The following is a 21454-nucleotide window of genomic DNA, read 5'->3' as shown; positions in this document are numbered from 1 at the left end:
GCTTAACCCTCCTGGTGAGCGGCAGGGGACTGGGTCATCAGGTTGCGCACCCGGGTCTGCATCACTTTTTCCAGCAGCGGCTGGCTTTTCAGCTGATCCGGCACGTCCATCGAGATCGACTGTTGGCTCAGGCTGTCCAGCTCTTCCAGGAAGGCCTTGGTCGCCGGATCGGTGGTGTCGAAATAGGCGCGCACCCAGGTGGAGACGGTTTCCAGCGATTGCTTGTAGGTCTCGTTCTGGTGGCGCGGGATGGCCTGCGCGGCCACCAGCAGGCGCGAACGGATGTTTTCGCGCAGGTAGATGTCCTGGTTCGGCGCCAGCAGCGGTTCGGCGCTGGCGTCGCGGCGGCGGATGGTAATGAAGTCGGCCATGAAATTGCGCCAGCTCTTGGCCAGGTTCTGCCGCCACTCGGCGATCGAACCGGAGAGCTCGCTGCTGTTTTGATCCATCGGCGCTTCGTCGGTGTCGTTGTCCGCCAAGCGCAGGTTATCCACCTGATTGGACAGCTGATTGACCTTGAGGATGATGCCGTCGTAATCGACCTGGGTCAGCGTAGCAAGCGTGCCGATGTCTTCGGTAATGGCGCGGCGCACGTCGAGCAGGCTAGGATCGTTCATGTCCGCCAGGCTGGCGTCGGCGCTTTTCAGCAGCGCGGCGGCGCTGGTCACGTCCTGATCGCTCCACAGCTTGCGGCCGGCCATTTTCACCAGGAAATCGGCCTGCGCCAGCAGCCAGGTTTTGGCGTCGCTGCCGGAGATGGTCGCCACTTTTTCCTGCAGCTCGCTCAGTTGGCGCGCGAGGTTAGCCTGCTCGCGATCGGCGGCGTCCAGGGTTTTACCCTGCTGCTGCAACAGGCCTTCCAGCGCATTTCTTTCCTGCTGCTGGCTCTGCTTCACGCCTTCAAGCTGTTGCTGCAGCGCCTGATTGGCGGCGATCAGCTGTTGCGCCTGCTGGTGCGTGTGGTAATAGCCGCCCGCGCCGAGGGCGATGACCAGCACGATAGCGATCGCGCCGAGCACCGGGCCGGTGTTCTTGCCTTTGCGGCTGGCAGCGGCTGGCTGCTGGGAGCTCTCAACCGCGGTGGTTGGCTCTTCAACCGGGGCGGATGGGGTATTTTGTTCCGTCATAGTGGCACATCCCATAGTCAGATTATTGTAGCGCGCGGATCAGCGCGTCATTATCGGCGTTGTCAGCTACCCGAATCGTACGCCAGCCCAAATCCCGGGCGAGGGTAGCCAGGCGTTCGCTCACTACTACCAGGCGGCAACGCAGCAGCCATGAAGAACGATAGTAATCAGGAACTAAAGTATAGAGCTGTTGTAACATTTCACCGCTGGTCACCACCAGCGTATCCACACCGGCGCGCTGCCAGTGGGCGCTCTGCTCGCTGCCGTCGTAGTGCACCGGGCTGCGTTGATAGCATTCATAATAGCTGACGTCGGCGCCGCGCTCGCTCAGCGTCGTGCCCAGCAACTCGCGGCCGCCGTTGCCGCGCAAAATCAGCGCGCGTTTGCCCGCCAGCTTTTGCAGCGCCGGCAGCAGCAGCAGCGTTTCGCTGATCTCGCGTTCCCGCGGGTATTCCACCGGCAAACTGCTGATGCGGTGCAGCGCCAGCCCGGTGGTGCGGCCGATGGCGTAATAATTCAGGTGCGCGGGCCAGCTCAGCCCGGCGCGGCCGATGACCGAATCGGCATAGTTCACCGAATGCTGCGACAGCACGAATACCAGATCGCCGGCGTTCAACTGCTGCAACGCCTGCGGCAGCTGCGGCAGATCGCCACCGGGGGCGAAGTCGATCAGCGGTGCATGATAGGCAACCCGGCCGAGTGCGCGCAGCCGGCTCACTAACTGCTCTCCCGAAGGCGATGGGCGGGTTACCAGGATCGTCATGCCGGCGGATTTCCCTGATAAACTTCGCGCAGGATCTCGCGCGCGCCGCGCGCCAGCAGCTCTTCCGCCAGCTCAACGCCCATCCGTTCGGCCTCGGCGGCCGGGCCGCGGCGCTCGCCGCGCACCATCTGGCTACCGTCCGGCGCGCCGACCAAGGCACGCAGCCACAGGCTGTCGCCATCCAGTTCGGCATAGCTGCCGATCGGCACCTGGCAGCCGCCTTCCAGACGGGTGTTCATCGCCCGTTCGGCGCGCACGCGGGTTTCGGTGGCCGCATGGTTCAGCGGCGCCAGCAGCGCGCGGGTGACGCTGTCGTCGAGACGGCATTCAATGCCGACCGCACCTTGGCCGACCGCCGGCAGGCACTCTTCGGCGCTCAGCGGGCTGCGGATGCGTTGCTCCAGCCCCAGGCGTTTCAGGCCGGCCACCGCCAGAATAATTGCGTCATAGTCGCCGTTGTCCAGCTTGGCCAGGCGAGTGCCGACGTTGCCGCGCAGGTCGCGCACGATCAGATCCGGGCGGCGTTCACGCAGCTGGCACTGGCGGCGCAGGCTGGAAGTGCCGACCACGCTGCCCTGCGGCAGTTGATCGAGCGAGGCGAAACGGTTGGAAACAAAAGCGTCGCGCGGATCTTCGCGTTCGCAAATGGTGGTCAAACCCAGGCCGGCGGGGAAATCGACCGGCACGTCTTTCATCGAGTGCACGGCGATGTCGGCGCGGCCTTCCAGCAGCGCCAGCTCGAGTTCTTTAACAAACAGGCCCTTACCGCCGACTTTCGCCAGCGGCGTATCCAGAATAACGTCGCCGCGCGTCACCATCGGCACCAACTCGACCTGCAGGCCGGGATGGCAGGCCATCAGACGTTGCTGCACATAATGTGCTTGCCAGAGTGCAAGCGGGCTTTGTCGGGTGGCAATTCGAATAATTTTGTCTAACATGCTTGTTACCGTTTTTATATTTCGCCATCCATCCTACCACTGAGAGCCAATACTGTCAGTGCAAGAAGCCGGAGGCGGAAAAAGGACAACGGAATCAAAGGGACGTGTGATGTGCTTTGGGGCAGTTAACACTGCGGGTAAATCGTTTAGGGAAGCGCTACAATAATTGTGAAGCGTTACCTCCTTTACGGTCAATCAGCAAGGTGTTAAATTGATCACGTTTCCAGCAATAAGTCGCCAAATATTCTTCTTACACTAACGGCGCTTATGGAATACGGGTTTTTTTCTAAACACCGGGATAATCAGGCGAGACGTCTTGTACCTCTACATCGAGACATTGAAGCAGAGACTGGATGCGATCAATCAGCTACGCGTCGATCGCGCCCTGGCGGCTATGAAGCCCGCGTTTCAACGGGTATACAGTCTGCTGCCCACCTTACTGCACCACCATCACCCGCTGATGCCGGGTTACCTGAACGGTAACGTTCCCCACGGCATTTGCCTCTACACGCCTGATGAAACTCAACAAGATTACCTGAACGATTTAGAAGACAAATGGGGCAGCCCGTTTGACAAACCGGCCAGCGGCGAGCTGCCGATCACCGGCGTCTATTCGATGGGCAGTACCTCGTCTATCGGCCAAAGCTGCAGCTCGGATCTCGACATCTGGGTCTGCCACCAGTCCTGGCTGGACAACGAAGAACGCACCCGCCTGCAGCAAAAATGCAGCCTGCTTGAGAAGTGGGCCGCCTCGATGGGGGTGGAAGTCAGCTTCTTCCTGATCGACGAAAACCGCTTCCGCCATAATGAAAGCGGCAGCCTGGGCGGCGAAGACTGCGGCTCGACGCAGCATATCCTGTTGCTCGACGAATTCTACCGCACCGCGGTGCGCCTGGCCGGCAAGCGCATCCTGTGGAACATGGTGCCGGGCGAAGAAGAAGCGCACTACGATGAATACGTGCTGTCGCTGTACGCGCAGGGCGCGCTGACGCCGAACGAGTGGCTGGATCTCGGCGGCCTGAGTTCGCTGTCGGCGGAAGAGTACTTCGGCGCCAGCCTGTGGCAGCTGTACAAGAGCATCGATTCGCCTTACAAGGCGGTGCTGAAGACCCTGCTGCTGGAAGCCTATTCCTGGGAATATCCCAATACCCAATTGCTGGCGACGGACATCAAACATCGCCTGCATCAGGGCGAGATCGTCAGCTTCGGGCTCGACGCCTACTGCATGATGCTCGAGCGCGTCACCCGCTACCTGACCGACATCAACGACACCACCCGCCTCGATCTGGCCCGCCGCTGTTTCTACCTGAAAGTGTGTGAAAAGCTGTCGCTGGCCAAGGCCTGCGTCGGCTGGCGGCGCGAGATCCTCAGCCAGCTGGTCAGTGAATGGGGCTGGAGCGAAGAGCGTCTGGCGATGCTGGACAACCGCGCCAACTGGAAAATCGAACGGGTGCGCGAAGCGCATAACGAGCTGCTCGACGCGATGATGCAGAGCTACCGCAACCTGATCCGTTTCGCCCGCCGCAACAACCTCAGCGTCAGCGCCAGCCCGCAGGATATCGGCGTGCTGACCCGCAAACTGTACGCGGCGTTCGAAGCGCTGCCCGGCAAGGTGACGCTGGTGAATCCGCAGATTTCGCCGGACCTGTCGGAAAACGACTTAACCTTTATTCACGTGCCGGTTGGCCGCGCCAACCGCACCGGCTGGTACCTGTATAATCAGGCGCCGGCTATGGATTCGATCGTCAGCCATCAGCCGCTGGAATATAACCGCTACCTGAACAAGCTGGTGGCCTGGGCCTATTTCAACGGCCTGCTGACGCCGCAGACCCGCCTGCACATCAAGAGCGGCAACCTGTGCGACACCGCCAAGCTGCAGGAGCTGGTGGCCGACGTTTCCCATCACTTCCCGCTGCGCCTGCCGGCGCCGACGCCGAAAGCGCTGTACAGCCCGTGCGAAATTCGCCATCTGGCGATCATCGTCAACCTGGAAAACGATCCGACCGCCGCCTTCCGCAATCAGGTGGTGCATTTCGATTTCCGCAAGCTGGACGTGTTCAGCTTCGGCCAGCAGCAGCAGTGCCTGGTAGGCAGCATCGATCTGCTGTACCGCAACTCCTGGAATGAAGTGCGCACCCTGCATTTCAGCGGCGAGCAGTCGGTGCTGGAAGCGCTGAAAACCATTCTCGGCAAAATGCACCAGGACGCCGCGCCGCCGGAGTCGGTGGAAGTGTTCTGCTACAGCCAGCACCTGCGCGGCCTGATCCGCACCCGTATCCAGCAGCTGGTGTCGGAGTGCATCGAGCTGCGCCTGTCCAGCACCCGCCTGGAGCCCGGCCGCTTCAAGGCGGTGCGCGTCGCCGGGCAGACCTGGGGGCTGTTCTTCGAGCGCCTGAGCGTATCGGTGCAAAAGCTGGAGAACGCGGTGGAGTTTTACGGCGCCATCTCCAACAACAAGCTGCACGGCCTGTCTATCAAGGTGGAAACCGATCAGGTGCATTTGCCGCCGGTGGTGGACGGCTTCGCCAGCGAGGGGATCATCCAGTTCTTCTTCGAAGACACCTCAGATGACAAGGGCTTCAATATCTATATTCTGGACGAGTCGAATCGGGTGGAGGTGTACCACCACTGCGAGGGCAGTAAAGAGGAGCTGGTGCGCGACGTCAGCCGCTTCTATTCATCCTCGCACGATCGCTTCACCTACGGCTCCAGCTTCATCAACTTCAACCTGCCGCAGTTCTATCAGATCGTGCAGCTCGACGGGCGCACGCAGGTGATCCCGTTCCGCAGCAACGTGCTGTCCAGCCTGTGCGTGACGGTGGCCGATGGCGCCGCGCAGCCGCTGAAACAGCAGTTCCAGCTGCATTGACGCCGCAAGGGCTCGGTTGCCGAGCCCTGCTTAGCCTCAGGAAAAACGCAATTCCTCGCCGGCCTGCGCGCTGGCCGCTTCGCTGAGCAGCTGGTAAAACGGCTGCCCGCTGCGATCGCATAGCCAAACGCCGTCGCGGTAGTTGAAGTGGTAACCGCCGGCCTTGGTGGCGAGCCACACCTGGTGCAGCGGCTCCTGGCGGTTGATGACGATTTTGGTGCCGTTTTCGAAGCTCAGCGTCATTACGCCACCATTGGTTTCGTAATCGATATCCGCATCGCCGTCAAAATCGTCCAGTGTCTCTTCAATATTCAGCATCAGCTGGTCGGCCAACTGGTGAAACTCGCTGTCGTTCATATTCAATTCCTATTGCTTTTCATGATCCACCTGCGATTATAGAGACCTTGGACGCATGAATTACAGGCATTAATGCAAATGAAAAAACAACTACGCTATGCGCTGATGGCCGTTCTGGTTACCGGCCTCGCCGGCTGTGGTCTGAAAGGCCCGCTTTACTTCCCGCCTGCCGACCCCGCCAGCCAAAAACCGGCCAAGCCGCCGGTGCAAACGGGCGATCAGGTGCAAAAGAACCAGCAGGAGCAGTCTGGCTCTCAGCAAAAACCGTCGATGGTCGACCAGTAACACCCTGTTTACGGTGGCGAGCGCCGCCGTAAAATCAAGACGGATAGCGCGTCCAGATAGCGGAGTATGATATGCAGTTCTCCAAAATGCACGGTCTGGGCAACGACTTTATGGTGGTCGATGCCGTTACACAGAATGTCTATTTTTCACCTGAGCTGATCCGCCGGCTGGCCGATCGGCACCTGGGCGTCGGCTTTGACCAGATGCTGGTGGTAGAACCGCCTTACGATCCCGAGCTGGATTTTCACTACCGAATTTTCAACGCCGACGGCAGCGAAGTGGCGCAGTGCGGCAACGGCGCGCGCTGCTTCGCGCGCTTTGTGCGGCTGAAAGGGCTGACCAACAAACGCGACATCCGCGTCAGCACCCAAACCGGGCGCATGGTGCTCAGCGTCACCGACGACGATCTGGTGTGCGTCAACATGGGCGAGCCTAATTTCGATCCGCAGGCGGTGCCGTTCCGCGCCGCCAAGGCGGAAAAGACCTACATCATGCGCGCGGCGGAACACACCGTGCTGTGCGGCGTGGTGTCGATGGGCAACCCGCATTGTGTTTTGCAGGTGGACGATGTAAAAACCGCCAAGGTGGAGCTGCTCGGGCCGGTGCTGGAAGGGCATGAGCGCTTCCCGGAACGGGCCAACATCGGTTTTATGCAGGTGGTCAGCCGCGATCATATCAAGCTGCGCGTTTACGAGCGCGGCGCCGGCGAAACGCAGGCCTGCGGCAGCGGCGCCTGTGCGGCGGTGGCGGTGGGGATCCAACAGGAATTGCTGTCAGAAGAGGTGCATGTAGAACTGCCGGGCGGCAGCCTGCATATTCGCTGGAAAGGGCCGGGCAACCCGCTGTTTATGACCGGCCCGGCAACCCATGTCTATGACGGATTTATTCATCTATGAAAAGCGTAGAAGAACAGAGCGTCGCCGGCCTGGCGCTGGATGACGACACCGTGATGCAGTACCTGCTGCAGAACCCGGATTTCTTTATTCGCAACGCGCGCCAGGTTGAGCAGATGCGCGTGCCGCACCCGGTGCGCGGCACCGTTTCGCTGGTGGAATGGCATCTGGCCCGCCAGCGCAATCACATCGAGCGGCTGGAAGAAGAGATCACGCTGCTGATGGAGCAGGCCAGCGCCAACGAAGGGCTGTTCGCCCGGTTGTTGCACCTGCAGGCCGATCTGGCCACCGCCGACAGCCTGCAGGACATGCTCAACCGGCTGCAGCGCTGGGCGCGCGGTTTTGGTTTGGCCGGCGCCACGGTGCGCCTGTTCGCCGAGCGCTGGAAGATCGGCGCGCCTTCCGATTTCACCCATCTGGCGCTGACGCGTTCGGCGTTCGAGCCGTTTCGCATTCAGCGGCTGGGCAGCGAACAACATTACCTCGGCGGCCTGAACGGCCCCGAACTGCTGCTGCTGTTGCCGCAGGCCAAACAGATTGGCCAGATTGGCTCGGTGGCGCTGTCGATGCTGGGCGACGACGGCGAACTGGGCATGGTGATCTTCAGCAGCCGCGATACGCAACACTATCAGCAGGGCATGGGCACGGTGATGCTCAATCAACTGGCGCGCATGCTGCCGGCGCTGCTGGAACGCTGGGTCGAACGTGCATGACGCCGATTGCGCCCAGCCTGCAGCAGCCGGTGGACGCTTTTCTGCGTTATCTCAAGGTAGAACGGCAACTCAGCCCGCTGACGCAGCTTAGCTATTCGCGCCAGCTGGCGGCGCTGATGCGCCTGGCGCAGGAGATCGGCGTCACCGACTGGGCGGCGCTGGACGCCGCCCGGGTGCGCATGCTGGCGGCGCGCAGCAAACGCGCCGGCCTGCTGTCCGCCAGCCTGGCGCTGCGGCTTTCTTCATTGCGCAGTTTCCTCGACTGGCTGGTCAGCCAGGGCGTATTGCACGCCAACCCCGCCAAAGGCATCCGCACGCCGCGCAGCGGCCGCCATCTGCCGAAAAACATCGACGTCGATGAAATGAACCAGCTGCTGGAGATCGATCTCAACGATCCGCTGGCGGTGCGCGATCGCGCCATGCTGGAGGTGATGTACGGCGCCGGTCTGCGCCTCTCCGAACTGGTGGGGCTGGATTGCCGCCATGTCGATATGGCGGCCGGCGAGGTGTGGGTGATGGGGAAAGGCAGTAAAGAGCGCAAATTGCCGATCGGGCGCACCGCCGTCACCTGGCTGGAACACTGGCTGGCGATGCGCGATCTGTTCGGACCGGACGATGACGCGATGTTCCTGTCCAATCAGGGGCGGCGCATCTCGACGCGCAACGTGCAAAAGCGCTTCGCCGAATGGGGCGTGAAACAGGGCGTCAACAGCCATATTCACCCGCACAAGCTGCGCCATTCCTTCGCCACTCACATGCTGGAGTCCAGCGGCGATCTGCGCGCGGTGCAGGAGCTGCTCGGCCACGCCAACCTGACCACCACGCAAATTTATACCCACCTCGACTTTCAACATCTGGCGAACGTGTACGATGCCGCGCATCCGCGCGCCAAACGGGGGAAATCCTGATGCATTTTTATCGCCCGCTGCGCCCGCTGGCGGCGCTGACTTTCGATCTGGACGACACGCTGTATGACAATCGCCCGGTGATCCGGCAAACCGAACAACAGTCGGTGGCCTTCCTGCAGAGCTACCACCCCGGTCTGAACAGCTTCCAGTCGGCGGATTTCCACCGCCTGCGCCAGGAGCTGCGCGAGCAGGATCCGGAGATCTACCACGACGTCACCCAGTGGCGCTGGCGCGCCATTCATCTGGCGCTGAGCCGGCAGGGGCTGCGCGATGCCGACGCGGCGATCGGGGCCGATGCGGCCATGCAAAACTTCGCGCTGTGGCGCAGCCGCATCGAGGTGCCGCAAGCGACCCACGCCACGCTGAAGGCGCTGGCCGCGCGCTACCCGCTGGTGGCGATCACCAACGGCAACGCCGATCCGGCGCAGTGCGGCCTGGACGGTTATTTCCAGTTCGTGTTGCGCTCCGGGCCGGACGGGCGCGCCAAGCCGTATCAGGACATGTATCACCTGGCCGTCGAGCGGCTGGGCGTGGCGCCCGAGCAGATCCTGCACGTGGGCGACGATCTGACCACCGACGTCGCCGGCGCGCTGCGCGCGGGGCTGCAGGCCTGTTGGATCAACGATCGGCAACGCTGCCTGATGCAGGCCGCCGACAGCCGCCTGCTGCCGCATATTGAGATTTCGCAGTTGGCATCGCTGACAGCATTGTTATAATCCCTGCCAGAACTCTGTATAAATTTCCAGTGAAAAACCCGTCAGCGGCGGGTTTTCCCTTAACCATTAGTGGTGCCTATGGACGTCTCCGATCTGCTCGACAGCCTGAATGAAAAACAACGTGAAGCCGTGGCGGCGCCGCGCAGCAACCTGTTGGTTCTGGCCGGAGCGGGCAGCGGCAAGACGCGGGTGCTGGTGCATCGCATCGCCTGGCTGCTGTCGGTGGAGAACTGCTCGCCGTATTCGATCATGGCGGTGACCTTCACCAACAAGGCGGCGGCGGAAATGCGCCACCGTATCGAACATCTGATCGGCACCAGCCAGGGCGGCATGTGGATCGGTACCTTCCACGGCCTGGCGCATCGTCTGTTGCGCGCCCACCACCTGGAAGCCAACCTGCCGCAGGATTTCCAGATCCTCGACAGCGACGACCAGCTGCGGCTGCTCAAGCGCATCATCAAGGCGCTGAACGTCGACGAGAAGCAGTGGCCGCCGCGTCAGGCGATGTGGTACATCAACGGCAAGAAAGACGAGGGTCTGCGCCCGCAGCACGTCGAGACCTACAACAACCCGGTAGAGGCCACCTGGCTGCGCATCTACCAGGCCTATCAGGAAGCCTGCGATCGCGCGGGGCTGGTGGATTTCGCCGAGCTGCTGCTGCGCGCGCACGAGCTGTGGCTGAACAAGCCGCATATCCTCAACCACTACCGCGAACGTTTCACCAACGTGCTGGTGGACGAATTCCAGGATACCAACAGCATCCAGTACGCCTGGATCCGTTTGCTGGCGGGCGGCAACAGCAACGTGATGATCGTCGGCGACGATGACCAGTCGATCTACGGCTGGCGCGGCGCGCAGGTGGAAAACATCCAGCGCTTCCTGAAAGATTTCCCCGGCGCGGAAACCATCCGCCTGGAGCAGAACTACCGTTCCACCAGCAACATCCTGAAAGCGGCCAACACCCTGATCGCCAACAACGACGGGCGCATGGGCAAAAACCTGTGGACCGAAGGCGGCGAAGGCGAACCGATCTCCATCTACTGCGCCTTCAACGAACTCGACGAAGCGCGCTTCGTGGTCAACCGCATCAAGACCTGGCAGGACAACGGCGGCGCGCTGAACGACTGCGCCATCCTGTACCGCAGCAACGCCCAGTCGCGCGTGCTGGAAGAGGCGCTGCTGCAGACGGCGATGCCGTACCGCATCTACGGCGGCCAGCGCTTCTTCGAACGCCAGGAAATCAAGGATGCGCTGGCCTACCTGCGCCTCATTTCCAACCGCAACGACGACGCAGCCTTCGAGCGCGTGGTCAACACCCCGACGCGCGGCATCGGCGATCGCACCCTCGACGTGGTGCGCCAGGCGGCGCGCGATCGCCAGCTGACGCTGTGGCAGGCGACGCGTGAGCTGATGCAGGACAAGGTGTTGGCCGGCCGCGCTGCGTCGGCGCTGCAGCGCTTTATCGAACTGGTGGAGTCGCTGGCGCACGAAACCGCCGACATGCCGCTGCACGTGCAGACCGACCGGGTGATCCGCGATTCCGGGCTGTTCATCATGTATGAGCAGGAGAAAGGCGAAAAGGGGCAGGCGCGCATCGAAAACCTTGAGGAATTGGTGACGGCGACGCGCCAGTTCAGCTATCAGGACGAAGATCAGGATCTGATGCCGCTGCAGGCGTTCCTGTCGCATGCGGCGCTGGAAGCGGGCGAAGGCCAGGCCGACGCCTATCAGGACGCGGTGCAGCTGATGACCCTGCACTCGGCCAAGGGGCTGGAGTTCCCGCTGGTGTTTATCGTCGGGATGGAAGAGGGCATGTTCCCGAGCCAGATGTCGCTGGATGAAGGCGGCCGTCTGGAGGAGGAGCGCCGCCTGGCCTATGTGGGCGTAACGCGCGCCATGCAGAAGCTGACGCTGACCTATGCCGAAACGCGCCGTCTGTATGGCAAAGAGGTTTACCACCGGCCGTCGCGCTTTATCGGCGAACTGCCGGAAGAGTGCGTGGAAGAAGTGCGCCTGCGCGCCAGCGTATCGCGCCCGGTCAATCACCGCCGCATGGGCACGCCGATCAGCGAGAACGATACCGGCTACAAGCTGGGCCAGCGCGTGCGCCATCCCAAGTTTGGCGAAGGCACCATCGTCAATCTGGAGGGCAGCGGCGAGCACAGCCGGCTGCAGATCGCCTTCCCGGGCGAGGGCATCAAGTGGCTGGTGGCGGCCTACGCTCGCCTGGAAACGGTATAAAAGAGAGGGGCGCGTTGCAGGGGGCAGCCCCTGCAATCGTTCAGGATCAGTGAGGGTAGCGATCGCCGACCTGCGCGGTGGCATACCAGCGCATCACCGCTTCGGTGCCTTCACCGCCTTCCTGCGGTGCCCACGGCATGCAGTCCTCTTCGGTCAACGCCTGATACGGGCCCTGCTTTACTTCGAACACCACGCCGCCGGCATCGACCGACAACACCGCATGCCAGGTAAATGCCGGCATCTCCAGCACTTTGGTTTCTTCGCCGAGCAGGGTGCGCTGCGTCACGACGCCGTCATCGTTGAACTGCAGCACGACAAAACGGCCGCGCAGCGGCGTCAGCAGTTCCCAGGTTTGCGGGTGACGGTGCGGGCGGATATAGGTGCCGGGTTCCATGGCGATCGCCAGGCGTTGCACCGGGTCGCTCAACTCTTCGTGTAAGGTGCGGTGCGCGCGCAGGCGGGGCACGCTGGCGGCCTGTTCGCTCATCGCGGTCAGTTCATGGGCGGTAATCTGTTTCATCGTTTAAATCCGCATGCTTGTCGTACCATTAGGGTGATGTCATCTTAGCAACATTCTTGGTGGCGGTAAGCGATCGCCGCGACTTTTTCAGTACGGTTTAGGCGCCATTTTTGCCATTGAACATCGTGATGATTTGTTGCGCAATTATCCCGCCTAACGTGTTGACAGGCTTTTTCTTCTCGGCGTAACATGCGCGCACTATTATCATTGAGGACAGACGCCTTGGACACACCCAGTAGATACTGGCTCACTGACCTGCGCCGCAGGTATAACTTCTAAGGCTCTCCGTTTTTGCTGATAGCCTTCGTGGTTGTCGGCGACCCCGCAAAGCGTCGCTATGAGTCAGATCTCTTCATGGTCTGAAACAAATCGGTGATACGCATCCCCTCTGTTTCTGTGCTTCAACGCGTTGTCCGCACCCGTTACCTTCACGGAGTTTTGGCACATGCTGAGCGCTTTTAAATTAGATAACCGCCGCTTGTCCCGTCTGGAGCTGGACGACTCGGATGATCTCACGTCATCGCTGTGGGTTGATCTGGTCGAGCCGGAAGAGGGCGAGCGTGAGCGCGTGCAGAATGAGCTGGGACAAAGCCTGGCGACGCGTCCCGAACTGGACGACATCGAAGCCTCCGCCCGTTTCTTCGAAGATGAAGACGGTCTGCATATCCACTCCTTCTTCTACTTTGAAGATGCGGAAGATCACGCCGGCAACTCCACGGTGGCGTTCACCATCCGCGACGGCCGCCTGTATACCCTGCGCGAGCGTGAACTGCCGGCGTTTCGCCTGTACCGCATGCGCGCCCGCAACCAGACCATGCTCGAAGGCAACGCCTACGAACTGCTGCTGGATCTGTTCGAAACCAAGATTGAACAGCTGGCGGACGAGATAGAGAACATCTACAGCGATCTGGAACAGCTCAGCCGGGTGATCATGGAAGGGCATCAGGGCGATGAATACGACGCCGCGCTATCGACGCTGGCGGAGCTGGAAGATATCGGCTGGAAGGTGCGTTTGTGTCTGATGGATACCCAGCGCGCGCTCAACTTCCTGGTGCGCAAGGCGCGTTTGCCGACCGGCCAGCTGGAGCAGGCGCGTGAAGTGCTGCGCGACATCGAATCCCTGCTGCCGCACAACGAATCGCTGTTCCAGAAGGTGAACTTCCTGATGCAGGCGGCGATGGGCTTCATCAACATCGAACAGAACCGCATCATCAAGATCTTCTCGGTGGTGTCGGTGGTGTTCCTGCCGCCGACGCTGGTGGCCTCCAGCTACGGCATGAACTTCGAATTCATGCCGGAGCTGAAATGGTCGTTCGGCTACCCGGGCGCCATCACCTTGATGATCCTGGCCGGTCTGGCTCCTTACCTGTACTTCAAGCGCAAGAACTGGCTGTAACCCGGCGGCGCCGGGCTCAGCGCAGCTTGCGCTGGGTGTAGAGCGCGTCGAGGGTGAACAGGATCAGCGCCGCCCAGATAAAGCCGAAGGTCACCAGTTTGTCCTGGCCGACGGTTTCGCCGTAGAAGGTGATCGCCAGCAGGAACATCAGCGTCGGGCCGAGATACTGGAAGAAACCGAGCGTCGACAGGCGCAGCCGGGTGGCCGCCGCGGTGAAGCACAGCAGCGGCACGGTGGTGACGATGCCGGCGGCGACCAGCAGCAGGTTCAGCGACCACGGGTTGGCGCTCAGGTGGCTGGTGGGGCTGTCGGCGAACAGGAACAGATAGGCCGCCGCCACCGGCAGCAGCCACAGCGTTTCGATCAGCATGCCGGTCTGGGCGTCGATGGCGATTTTCTTGCGCAGCAGGCCGTAGAAGGCGAAGCTGAACGCCAGCCCTAGACCGATGATCGGCAACGAACCGAACTGCCAGAGCTGCACCAGCACCCCGGTGAACGCCAGCGCCACCGCCACCCACTGCATGCGGCGAAAGCGCTCGCCGAGAAACAGCATCCCCAACAGCACGTTAACCAGCGGGTTGATGAAGTAGCCCAGGCTGGCTTCCAGCATATGGTGGTTGTTCACCGCCCAGATGAACAGCAGCCAGTTGCCGCCGATCAACAGCGCGGTGACCGCCAGCAGCAGCAGCCGTTTGCGATTTTGGCAGGCGGCGCGCACTTTCGGCCAGTTGCGGCCCAGCGTGATCAGCGCCAGCATGAAGAAAAACGACCAGATGATCCGGTGGGTGAGGATCTCGTCCGCGGATACTTGCTGAATCAGTTTGAAATAGGCCGGGGCGATGCCCCACATAAAATAGGCGGCCAGGGCGAAGAAAATGCCCTGACGCGTTTGCTTTGCGTCCATGACGTCACTCGGTGGGGAACGTAAGATGCGGTGAGTGTACTGAAGACGCCCACCGCACACAATCATCAGCCGACCAGATAGGTGGCGGTCGCGGTCGCGATATGCAGGCCGTCGTGGTTATGCAGTTCTACGCGCGCGACGGCGACCTTATTGCCGCTGCGCAGCACGCTGGCGGAGGCGACGAAGTGTTCGCCGCGGCCGGGGCGCAGGTAGTCGACGCGCAGATCGATGGTGCCCATGCGCGACAGTTTGGCGGCGATCTCTTCTTCGATCAGCGGCTCCATGCGCGTCAGCACCCCGCCGGCGCAGGCCAGCCCGGCGGCGACGTCGAGCACCGCGGCGATCACGCCGCCGTGCAGAATTTCCTGTGCGGCGTTGCCCACCAGCTTGCGCTGGTTGGTGAAGCTCAGCTCGACGTAATCATCGTCGAAGCGGCGCAGCTCCAGGCCAAGCTCGCGGTTGAACGGCATGTGGTAGACAAAGATTTCGCCGATCTTGCGGCGGGCGGCTTCCAGGGTCAGTGGTGTGGTCGACATAGCGGGTTTCCGTTTTTCTTTTGCGTTTTAAGGGAGCTAACTGGTCAGTCCAGGTTAATGGAATGTTGATTTTATGCTTAACCTTTGTTGCTTTCCAGACTATTCCAATAAAACCGGCCTGCGCTGCGGTAAAGCCTCCTTTGTGTGTAAAATGGCCTGATTTTTTCCGGGATTGCCCTTTTTCGTTGGAGTGAGGAGAGGTTATGCGCATTTTGTCAGGGATCGTTTCCGCCACGCTGCTGATGCCGGCGCTGGCATTGGCTGCGGAAGCCAAAGAGCAGCAGATTCACGATAAGCCGGCGGTGCGCGGCAGCATTATCGCCAACCTGCTGCAGGAGCACGATAATCCGTTCACGCTGTACCCTTACGATCCCAATTATCTGCTATACACCGACACCAGCGATATCAACCAAGAGGCCATCAAGACATACAACTGGGCCGACAAGGCGCGCAAGGACGAGGTGAAATACCAGCTTAGCCTGGCGTTTCCGCTGTGGCGGGGCATTGCCGGCGACAACTCGGTGCTCGGCGCGTCTTATACTCAGCGCTCCTGGTGGCAATTGTCCAACCGCGGCGAGTCTTCACCGTTCCGCGAGACCAACTACGAGCCGCAGCTGTTCGTGGGGTGGGCGACCGATTACCGCTTTGCCGGTTGGACGCTGCGCGATGTTGAAATCGGCGTTAACCATCAATCCAACGGCCGCTCGGACCCGACGTCGCGCAGCTGGAATCGCGGCTATGCGCGGCTGATGGCGCAAAACGGCAACTGGCAGGTGGATCTCAAGCCCTGGTTCCGTTTCTCGGAGAGCTCGAGCAACGACGACAACCCGGACATCACCAAATACATGGGATACTACCGGCTGAAGGTCGGTTACGCCTGGGGCGACAGCGTGTTCAGCGTCGACAGCCACTACAACTGGAACAGCGGCTACGGCGGCGCGGAACTGGGCTGGAGCTACCCGATCACCCGCAACGTGCGATTCTATACCCAGGTGTTCAGCGGCTACGGCGAATCGCTGATCGACTACAACTTCCGGCAGACACGGGTGGGCGTTGGTGTCATGCTGAACGATATTATGTAATCATACCCGGTGGGTGTGTACCGATGAAAAAATGGGGAAGTGTGTGTCAACCGCAGCAGTGATTAACAGAGAGTTGCTGGCCGAGCAGGTATTGCGCGATACCTTCGGCTACCAGCAATTCCGTCCGGGCCAACAAACGATTATCAACGCCGCGATCGGCGGGCAGGATTGCCTGGTGGTGATGCCGACCGGCGGCGGCAAGTCGCTGTGTTACCAAATCCCGGCGCTGGTGATGGACGGCCTGACCCTGGTGGTTTCCCCGCTGATCTCGCTGATGAAGGACCAGGTCGACCAACTGTTGGCCTACGGCGTTTCCGCCGCCTGCTACAACTCGACGCAAACCCGCGAGGAGCAGTTGGACGTCATGGCCGGCTGCCGCAACGGCACCATCAAGATGCTGTACATCGCGCCGGAACGGCTGATGATGGAAAGCTTCCTCAACCTGCTCGACCACTGCCCGCCGGCGATGCTGGCGGTGGATGAGGCGCACTGTATTTCGCAGTGGGGCCATGACTTCCGGCCGGAATATCGCGCGCTGGGTCAGCTGAAACAGCGCTTCCCGTCGATGCCGGTGATCGCGCTGACCGCCACCGCCGACGAGTCCACCCGCGGCGATATCGTGCGCCTGCTGTCGCTGCAGGATCCGCTGGTGCAGGTCAGCAGCTTCGACCGGCCGAACATCCGCTACACGCTGGTGGAAAAATTCAAGCCGCTCGATCAGCTGTGGCGCTTCGTGCAGGATCAGCGCGGCAAGAGCGGCATTATCTATTGCAACAGCCGCGCCAAGGTGGAAGACACCGCCGCGCGTCTGCAAAGCCGCGGGCTGAGCGTCGGCGCCTACCACGCCGGGCTGGACAACGATCGCCGCGCGCAGGTGCAGGAAGCGTTCCAGCGCGACGATCTGCAGGTGGTGGTGGCCACCGTCGCCTTCGGCATGGGCATCAACAAACCCAACGTGCGCTTCGTGGTGCATTTCGACATCCCGCGCAATATCGAATCCTATTATCAGGAGACCGGCCGCGCCGGGCGCGACGGCCTGCCGGCCGAAGCCATCCTGCTGTACGATCCGGCCGACATGGCCTGGTTGCGCCGCTGTCTGGAGGAAAAACCCGCCGGGCAGCAGTTGGACATCGAGCGCCACAAGCTGAACGCCATGGGCGCGTTCGCCGAGGCGCAAACCTGCCGCCGCCTGGTGCTGCTCAACTACTTCGGCGAAGGCAAGCACGAGAACTGCGGCAACTGCGATATCTGCCTCGATCCGCCCAAGCGCTACGATGGGCTGGAGGACGCGCGCAAGGCGCTGTCCTGCGTGTACCGCGTCGGCCAGCGCTTCGGCCTGGGGTACATCGTGGAAATGCTGCGCGGTTCCAACAACCAGCGCATTCGCGAATACGGCCACGATAAACTGCCGGTGTACGGCATCGGCCGCGATCAGACCACCGAACACTGGACCAGCGTGCTGCGCCAGCTGATCCACCTGGGCTTTATCACCCAGAACATCGCCATGCACTCGGCGCTGCAATTGACCGAGGCGGCGCGTCCGGTATTGCGCGGCGAAGTGGCGCTGCAGCTGGCGGTGCCGCGTATCCAGAGCCTGAAGTCGCGCGGCAGCGCCAACCAAAAATCCTACGGCGGCAATTACGATCGCAAGCTGTTCGCCAAGCTGCGAAAACTGCGCAAATCGATCGCCGATGAAGAGAACATTCCGCCGTATGTGGTGTTCAACGACGCCACGCTGCTGGAAATGGCCGAACAGATGCCGATCAAGGCCGGCGATCTGCTGAGCGTCAACGGCGTTGGCCAACGTAAACTGGAACGTTTCGGCGCGCCCTTTATGGCGATGATCCGCGACCATCTCGACAATGATGAAGACTGAGGGCAATAAATCATGCTGATGCTGTTTCTCACCGTGGCGCTGGTGCATCTGATTGCGCTGATGAGCCCGGGGCCGGACTTCTTTTTCGTGTCGCAAACCGCTGCCAGCCGCTCGCGCCGCGAGGCGATGATGGGGGTGGTCGGCATTTCTCTCGGCATCGTGGTATGGGCCGGCGTGGCGTTGATGGGGCTGCATCTGATCCTGCAGAAGATGGCCTGGCTGCATCAGATAATCATGGTCGGCGGCGGCATTTACCTGTGCTGGATGGGGTGGCAATTGCTGCGTTCCGCGCGGGCGCAGCAAGCGCAGCCGGCGGCGGAGGCCCAGGTGGCGTTGCCGAAGGCCGGGCGCAGCTTTATTCGCGGTTTCCTGACCAATCTGTCCAACCCGAAAGCGGTGATCTATTTCGGCAGCGTGTTCTCGCTGTTCGTCGGCGACAGCGTCGGCGCCGGGGCGCGCTGGGGGCTGTTCCTGCTGATCGTCGCCGAGACCTTCGTCTGGTTCAGCCTGGTGGCGGTGGTGTTCGCGCTGCCGGCGATGCGCCGCGGCTACCAGCGGTTGGCCAAGTGGATCGACGGGGTGGCGGGCGTGCTGTTCACCGGCTTCGGGTTACACCTGATCTTTACCCGCTGACCGGCAGTGACATGCCCAAGGCCGAGCAGCGATGCCCGGCCTTTTTTTCAGGCCTTGCGGGCGGTCGCCAGCAGCCCCGCCACCAGAATGAACAGCGAACCGAATACCCGGTTGAGCAGCTGCATTTGGCGCGGCGTTCTCAGCCAGCCGGCGATGCGCGTCGCCAGGGTGGCGTAACCGATCATCACCAGAATATCCACCACCACGGTGGTGACGCCGAGCACCAGATACTGCTCGGCCTGCGGCTGATTGGGCAAAATGAACTGCGGGAACAGCGCGGCGAGGAACACGATGCTTTTCGGGTTGGTCAGGTTGACCAGCACCGCGCGGCGGAACAGACGGCGGCGCGGCATGCTGCCCGCCAGCGCATGCAGATCCAGCGCCCCGGCGGCGCGCCATTGCTGGATGCCGAGCCACACCAGGTAGGCGGCGCCCAGCCATTTCAGCAGCTCGAACGCCAGCAGCGATTGCGATATCAGCGCACCGAGGCCGATGCCTACCAGCACGATGTGCGCGCTCAGCCCGACCTGCAGCCCGGCGATCGACGCGGCGGCGCCGCGATAGCCGTGGCTGATGCCGGTGCTCATGGTGTTGATGGCGCCTGAGCCGGGGGACAGGCTGAGGATAAGCGTGGTCAGCAGATAGGTTAACCACCAGTCCAAGGTCATGGTTCTCGGCTCCCTGAAAGTGTCGTTTTGTGCCACAATGCGCCGAGGCGGCGCCGTTTTTTGTAAGAATTGAATCACAATACGCTAGTATGATTTCTTGTGCCAGCGGTCACATTTTCCGCCGGCCCCACAGGGAAAACGCTCTCGATGACCTCGTTCACTCTCAGCTCCGATGACTGGTTAACGCGTGAAACGCAGTTCGCTGCCTTCGCCACCGGGCCGCTGTTGGACTTCTGGCGGCTGCGGGAAGAGGGCGAGTTCAGCGGCGTGGACGGCGTGCCGATCCGCTTTGTGCGTTTCAGTTCCGCGCGGCATCAGCGGGTGGTGGTGGTCAGCCCCGGCCGCATCGAAAGCTACGTGAAATACCCCGAGGTGGCCTACGATCTGTTCCACTGCGGTTACGACGTGGTGATCGTCGATCATCGCGGCCAGGGGCGCTCCGGCCGTTTACTGGCGGATACGCACCGCGGTCATGTGGTAAACTTCGCCGACTACGTGGACGATTTCGAGCAGCTTTGGCAGCGCGAGGTCGAATCGCGCGGTTATCGGCAGCGCTTCGCGCTGGCGCATTCGATGGGCGGCGCGATCCTGGCGCAGTTCCTGCAGCGCCGGCCGCAGGCGTTCGACGCGGCGGCGTTTTGCGCGCCGATGTTCGGCATCCAGTTGCCGATGCCGGATTGGCTGGCCGAACGCATTCTCGACTGGGCGGAGGCCCACCCGGCGATCCGCGACTATTACGCGGTGGGCACCGGCCAGTGGCGGCCGCTGCCGTATGTGGTCAACGTGTTGACCCACAGCCGCGAACGCTACCGGCGCAGCCTGCGCTATTACGCCGATTACCCCGAGCTGCAGGTGGGCGGGCCGACCTACCATTGGGTGCGGGAGAGCATCCGCGCCGGCCGGCAGATTATCGCTCGGGCCGGGGCGATCACAACGCCGCTGTTGCTTTTGCAAGCCGGTGAAGAACGAGTCGTCGACAACCGTTCGCACCAGGCTTTTTGTCAGGCTCTGTCAGACGCGGGGCGCCCTTGCGAAGGGGGGCTTCCGTGGGTTATCAACGGCGCACGCCATGAGATCCTGTTCGAGCGGGACGCGATGCGCGCCGAAGCACTGAACGCAATCCTGCGCTTCTTTGCTCAACACTTAGGCGGCGCGCTGCCGCCGACAACTCCATCAGAGGTTAGAACATAACGCTATGTATCACGTCGTCGCTTCCGATTTAGATGGCACGCTGCTGTCTCCCGACCATACCCTGTCGCCGTACGCCAAAGAAACGCTGAAGTTGCTGACCCAGCGCGGCGTGCATTTCGTATTCGCCACCGGCCGCCACCATATCGACGTGGCGCAGATCCGCGACAGCCTGGAGATCAGCGCCTTTATGATCACCTCCAACGGCGCGCGGGTGCACAACACCGCCGGCGAGCTGATTTTCAGCCACAACCTGGACGAGGATATCGCCCGCGATCTGTACGGCATGCTGCACGACGATCCGGAGATCACCACCAACGTCTACCGCAACGACGATTGGTTTACCAACCGCGAAAGCCCGGAGCAGGAAGAATTCTTCCAGGAGTCGGTGTTCAAATACCAGCTGTTCGAACCGGGCCTGCTGGAAACCGACGGCGTCTGCAAGGTTTACTTCACCTGTGAAGATCACGAGCGGCTGCTGCAGGTGGAAGACGCCATCAACGCGCGCTGGGGCGATCGGGTCAACGTCAGCTTCTCGTTCCCGACCTGCCTGGAAGTGATGGCGGGCGGCGTGTCGAAAGGGCATGCGCTGGAAGAAGTGGCCAAGATCATCGGCTATACGCTGCAAGAGTGCATCGCCTTCGGCGACGGCATGAACGATCTGGAGATGCTGTCGATGGCCGGCAAGGGCTGCATCATGCGTGACGCGCATCAGCGCTTGAAGGATATGTTGCCGGAGCTGGAAGTGATCGGCTCCAACGTCGATAACGCGGTGCCGCACTACCTGCGCAAGATGTTCCTCTGACATAACCCGGGCGTTTCTCGGAAATAACAAGGGCGC

21 protein-coding genes are annotated in these 21454 nt (G+C 61.7%); 13 read left to right on the top strand and 8 right to left on the bottom strand.

Annotation, left to right across the window (positions count from 1 at the left end; genetic code table 11):
- Positions 1-2: 2 nt before the first annotated feature.
- The 3 genes from hemX to hemC are packed head-to-tail and all read right to left on the bottom strand — an operon-like array spanning position 3 to position 2828.
- The gene (gene hemX, locus ACJ8HN_RS20185) at positions 3-1127 is read right to left on the bottom strand and encodes a uroporphyrinogen-III C-methyltransferase (protein WP_033636648.1); all 1125 of its coding nucleotides are present in this window, start codon (positions 1125-1127) and stop codon (positions 3-5) included.
- Positions 1128-1149: 22 nt separating this feature from the next.
- Positions 1150-1890, bottom strand: a complete 741-nt coding sequence (gene hemD / locus ACJ8HN_RS20180; RefSeq protein WP_060388291.1) for a uroporphyrinogen-III synthase — start codon at positions 1888-1890, stop codon at positions 1150-1152.
- Positions 1887-2828 carry a hydroxymethylbilane synthase gene (hemC, locus tag ACJ8HN_RS20175; protein ID WP_004934233.1) on the bottom strand — a complete coding sequence of 314 codons (942 nt, stop codon included), beginning with the start codon at positions 2826-2828 and terminating at the stop codon, positions 1887-1889. Before hemC ends, hemD begins: the two co-directional genes overlap by 4 nt.
- Positions 2829-3144: 316 nt before the next feature.
- Here hemC and ACJ8HN_RS20170 point away from each other — a divergent pair, with 316 nt between their 5' ends.
- Positions 3145-5697, top strand: a complete 2553-nt coding sequence (locus tag ACJ8HN_RS20170; RefSeq protein WP_019452546.1) for a class I adenylate cyclase — start codon at positions 3145-3147, stop codon at positions 5695-5697.
- Between the two features lie 36 nt (positions 5698-5733).
- Here ACJ8HN_RS20170 and cyaY read toward each other — a convergent pair whose 3' ends face one another.
- Positions 5734-6054, bottom strand: a complete 321-nt coding sequence (gene cyaY, locus ACJ8HN_RS20165; protein WP_015376263.1) for an iron donor protein CyaY — start codon at positions 6052-6054, stop codon at positions 5734-5736.
- A 78-nt stretch (positions 6055-6132) separates the two neighbouring features.
- Between cyaY and lptM the strand changes: the two genes are divergently transcribed.
- The 6 genes from lptM (at position 6133) to uvrD (ending at position 11810) form a co-directional block, all read left to right on the top strand.
- On the top strand, positions 6133-6339 hold the full coding sequence (lptM, locus tag ACJ8HN_RS20160; protein ID WP_004934241.1) for an LPS translocon maturation chaperone LptM: 207 nt from the start codon (positions 6133-6135) through the stop codon (positions 6337-6339).
- Between the two features lie 71 nt (positions 6340-6410).
- Positions 6411-7235, top strand: coding sequence for a diaminopimelate epimerase (gene dapF / locus ACJ8HN_RS20155; RefSeq protein WP_004934244.1), 825 nt, complete (start codon positions 6411-6413; stop codon positions 7233-7235).
- On the top strand, positions 7232-7945 hold the full coding sequence (locus tag ACJ8HN_RS20150) for a DUF484 domain-containing protein (RefSeq protein WP_033636652.1): 714 nt from the start codon (positions 7232-7234) through the stop codon (positions 7943-7945). Before dapF ends, ACJ8HN_RS20150 begins: the two co-directional genes overlap by 4 nt.
- Positions 7942-8853: a tyrosine recombinase XerC gene (gene xerC / locus ACJ8HN_RS20145; protein ID WP_442523858.1), complete on the top strand. Its 912-nt coding sequence runs from the start codon at positions 7942-7944 to the stop codon at positions 8851-8853. The genes ACJ8HN_RS20150 and xerC overlap by 4 nt, the downstream gene beginning before the upstream one ends.
- Complete coding sequence (gene yigB, locus ACJ8HN_RS20140) at positions 8853-9569, top strand: 5-amino-6-(5-phospho-D-ribitylamino)uracil phosphatase YigB (protein ID WP_033649639.1); 717 nt, start codon at positions 8853-8855, stop codon at positions 9567-9569. The genes xerC and yigB overlap by 1 nt, the downstream gene beginning before the upstream one ends.
- A 78-nt stretch (positions 9570-9647) precedes the next feature.
- Entirely contained in the window at positions 9648-11810 is a 2163-nt protein-coding gene (uvrD, locus tag ACJ8HN_RS20135; protein ID WP_033649640.1) for a DNA helicase II, read from the top strand.
- Between the two features lie 46 nt (positions 11811-11856).
- On the opposite strand, the gene ACJ8HN_RS20130 is transcribed toward uvrD, so the two are convergent.
- Positions 11857-12330 carry a WbuC family cupin fold metalloprotein gene (locus ACJ8HN_RS20130; protein WP_033636654.1) on the bottom strand — a complete coding sequence of 158 codons (474 nt, stop codon included), beginning with the start codon at positions 12328-12330 and terminating at the stop codon, positions 11857-11859.
- Between the two features lie 445 nt (positions 12331-12775).
- On the opposite strand from ACJ8HN_RS20130, the gene corA reads away from it, so the two are divergent.
- The gene (gene corA, locus ACJ8HN_RS20125) at positions 12776-13726 is read left to right on the top strand and encodes a magnesium/cobalt transporter CorA (RefSeq protein ID WP_004934262.1); all 951 of its coding nucleotides are present in this window, start codon (positions 12776-12778) and stop codon (positions 13724-13726) included.
- Positions 13727-13742: 16 nt separating this feature from the next.
- Here the strand turns inward: corA and rarD are convergent, their stop codons facing one another.
- Both rarD and ACJ8HN_RS20115 read right to left on the bottom strand, forming a co-directional pair.
- Positions 13743-14630, bottom strand: coding sequence for an EamA family transporter RarD (rarD, locus tag ACJ8HN_RS20120; protein ID WP_033636655.1), 888 nt, complete (start codon positions 14628-14630; stop codon positions 13743-13745).
- Positions 14631-14695: 65 nt separating this feature from the next.
- Entirely contained in the window at positions 14696-15166 is a 471-nt protein-coding gene (locus ACJ8HN_RS20115) for a thioesterase family protein (RefSeq protein WP_033636656.1), read from the bottom strand.
- Between the two features lie 203 nt (positions 15167-15369).
- Here ACJ8HN_RS20115 and pldA point away from each other — a divergent pair, with 203 nt between their 5' ends.
- The 3 genes from pldA to rhtC are packed head-to-tail and all read left to right on the top strand — an operon-like array spanning position 15370 to position 18757.
- Complete coding sequence (pldA, locus tag ACJ8HN_RS20110; protein ID WP_039568129.1) at positions 15370-16248, top strand: phospholipase A; 879 nt, start codon at positions 15370-15372, stop codon at positions 16246-16248.
- A 43-nt stretch (positions 16249-16291) separates the two neighbouring features.
- Complete coding sequence (recQ, locus tag ACJ8HN_RS20105) at positions 16292-18124, top strand: ATP-dependent DNA helicase RecQ (protein ID WP_442523857.1); 1833 nt, start codon at positions 16292-16294, stop codon at positions 18122-18124.
- A gap of 12 nt (positions 18125-18136) precedes the next feature.
- Complete coding sequence (rhtC, locus tag ACJ8HN_RS20100; protein WP_016929486.1) at positions 18137-18757, top strand: threonine export protein RhtC; 621 nt, start codon at positions 18137-18139, stop codon at positions 18755-18757.
- Between the two features lie 47 nt (positions 18758-18804).
- On the opposite strand, the gene rhtB is transcribed toward rhtC, so the two are convergent.
- Positions 18805-19425 (bottom strand): homoserine/homoserine lactone efflux protein, encoded by a 621-nt coding sequence (gene rhtB / locus ACJ8HN_RS20095; RefSeq protein WP_025304879.1) that lies wholly within the window; start codon positions 19423-19425, stop codon positions 18805-18807.
- A 147-nt stretch (positions 19426-19572) separates the two neighbouring features.
- Between rhtB and pldB the strand changes: the two genes are divergently transcribed.
- Positions 19573-20616: a lysophospholipase L2 gene (pldB, locus tag ACJ8HN_RS20090; protein WP_103774318.1), complete on the top strand. Its 1044-nt coding sequence runs from the start codon at positions 19573-19575 to the stop codon at positions 20614-20616.
- A 4-nt stretch (positions 20617-20620) separates the two neighbouring features.
- On the top strand, positions 20621-21418 hold the full coding sequence (gene yigL, locus ACJ8HN_RS20085) for a sugar/pyridoxal phosphate phosphatase YigL (RefSeq protein WP_033636660.1): 798 nt from the start codon (positions 20621-20623) through the stop codon (positions 21416-21418).
- Positions 21419-21454: the final 36 nt, after the last annotated feature.

Source organism: Serratia sp. CY29653, from assembly GCF_052169255.1.
GTDB lineage: Bacteria > Pseudomonadota > Gammaproteobacteria > Enterobacterales > Enterobacteriaceae > Serratia > Serratia sarumanii.
The sequence above is the reverse complement of the archived record's forward strand: the minus strand, read 5'-3'. Positions and strand labels throughout refer to the sequence as shown.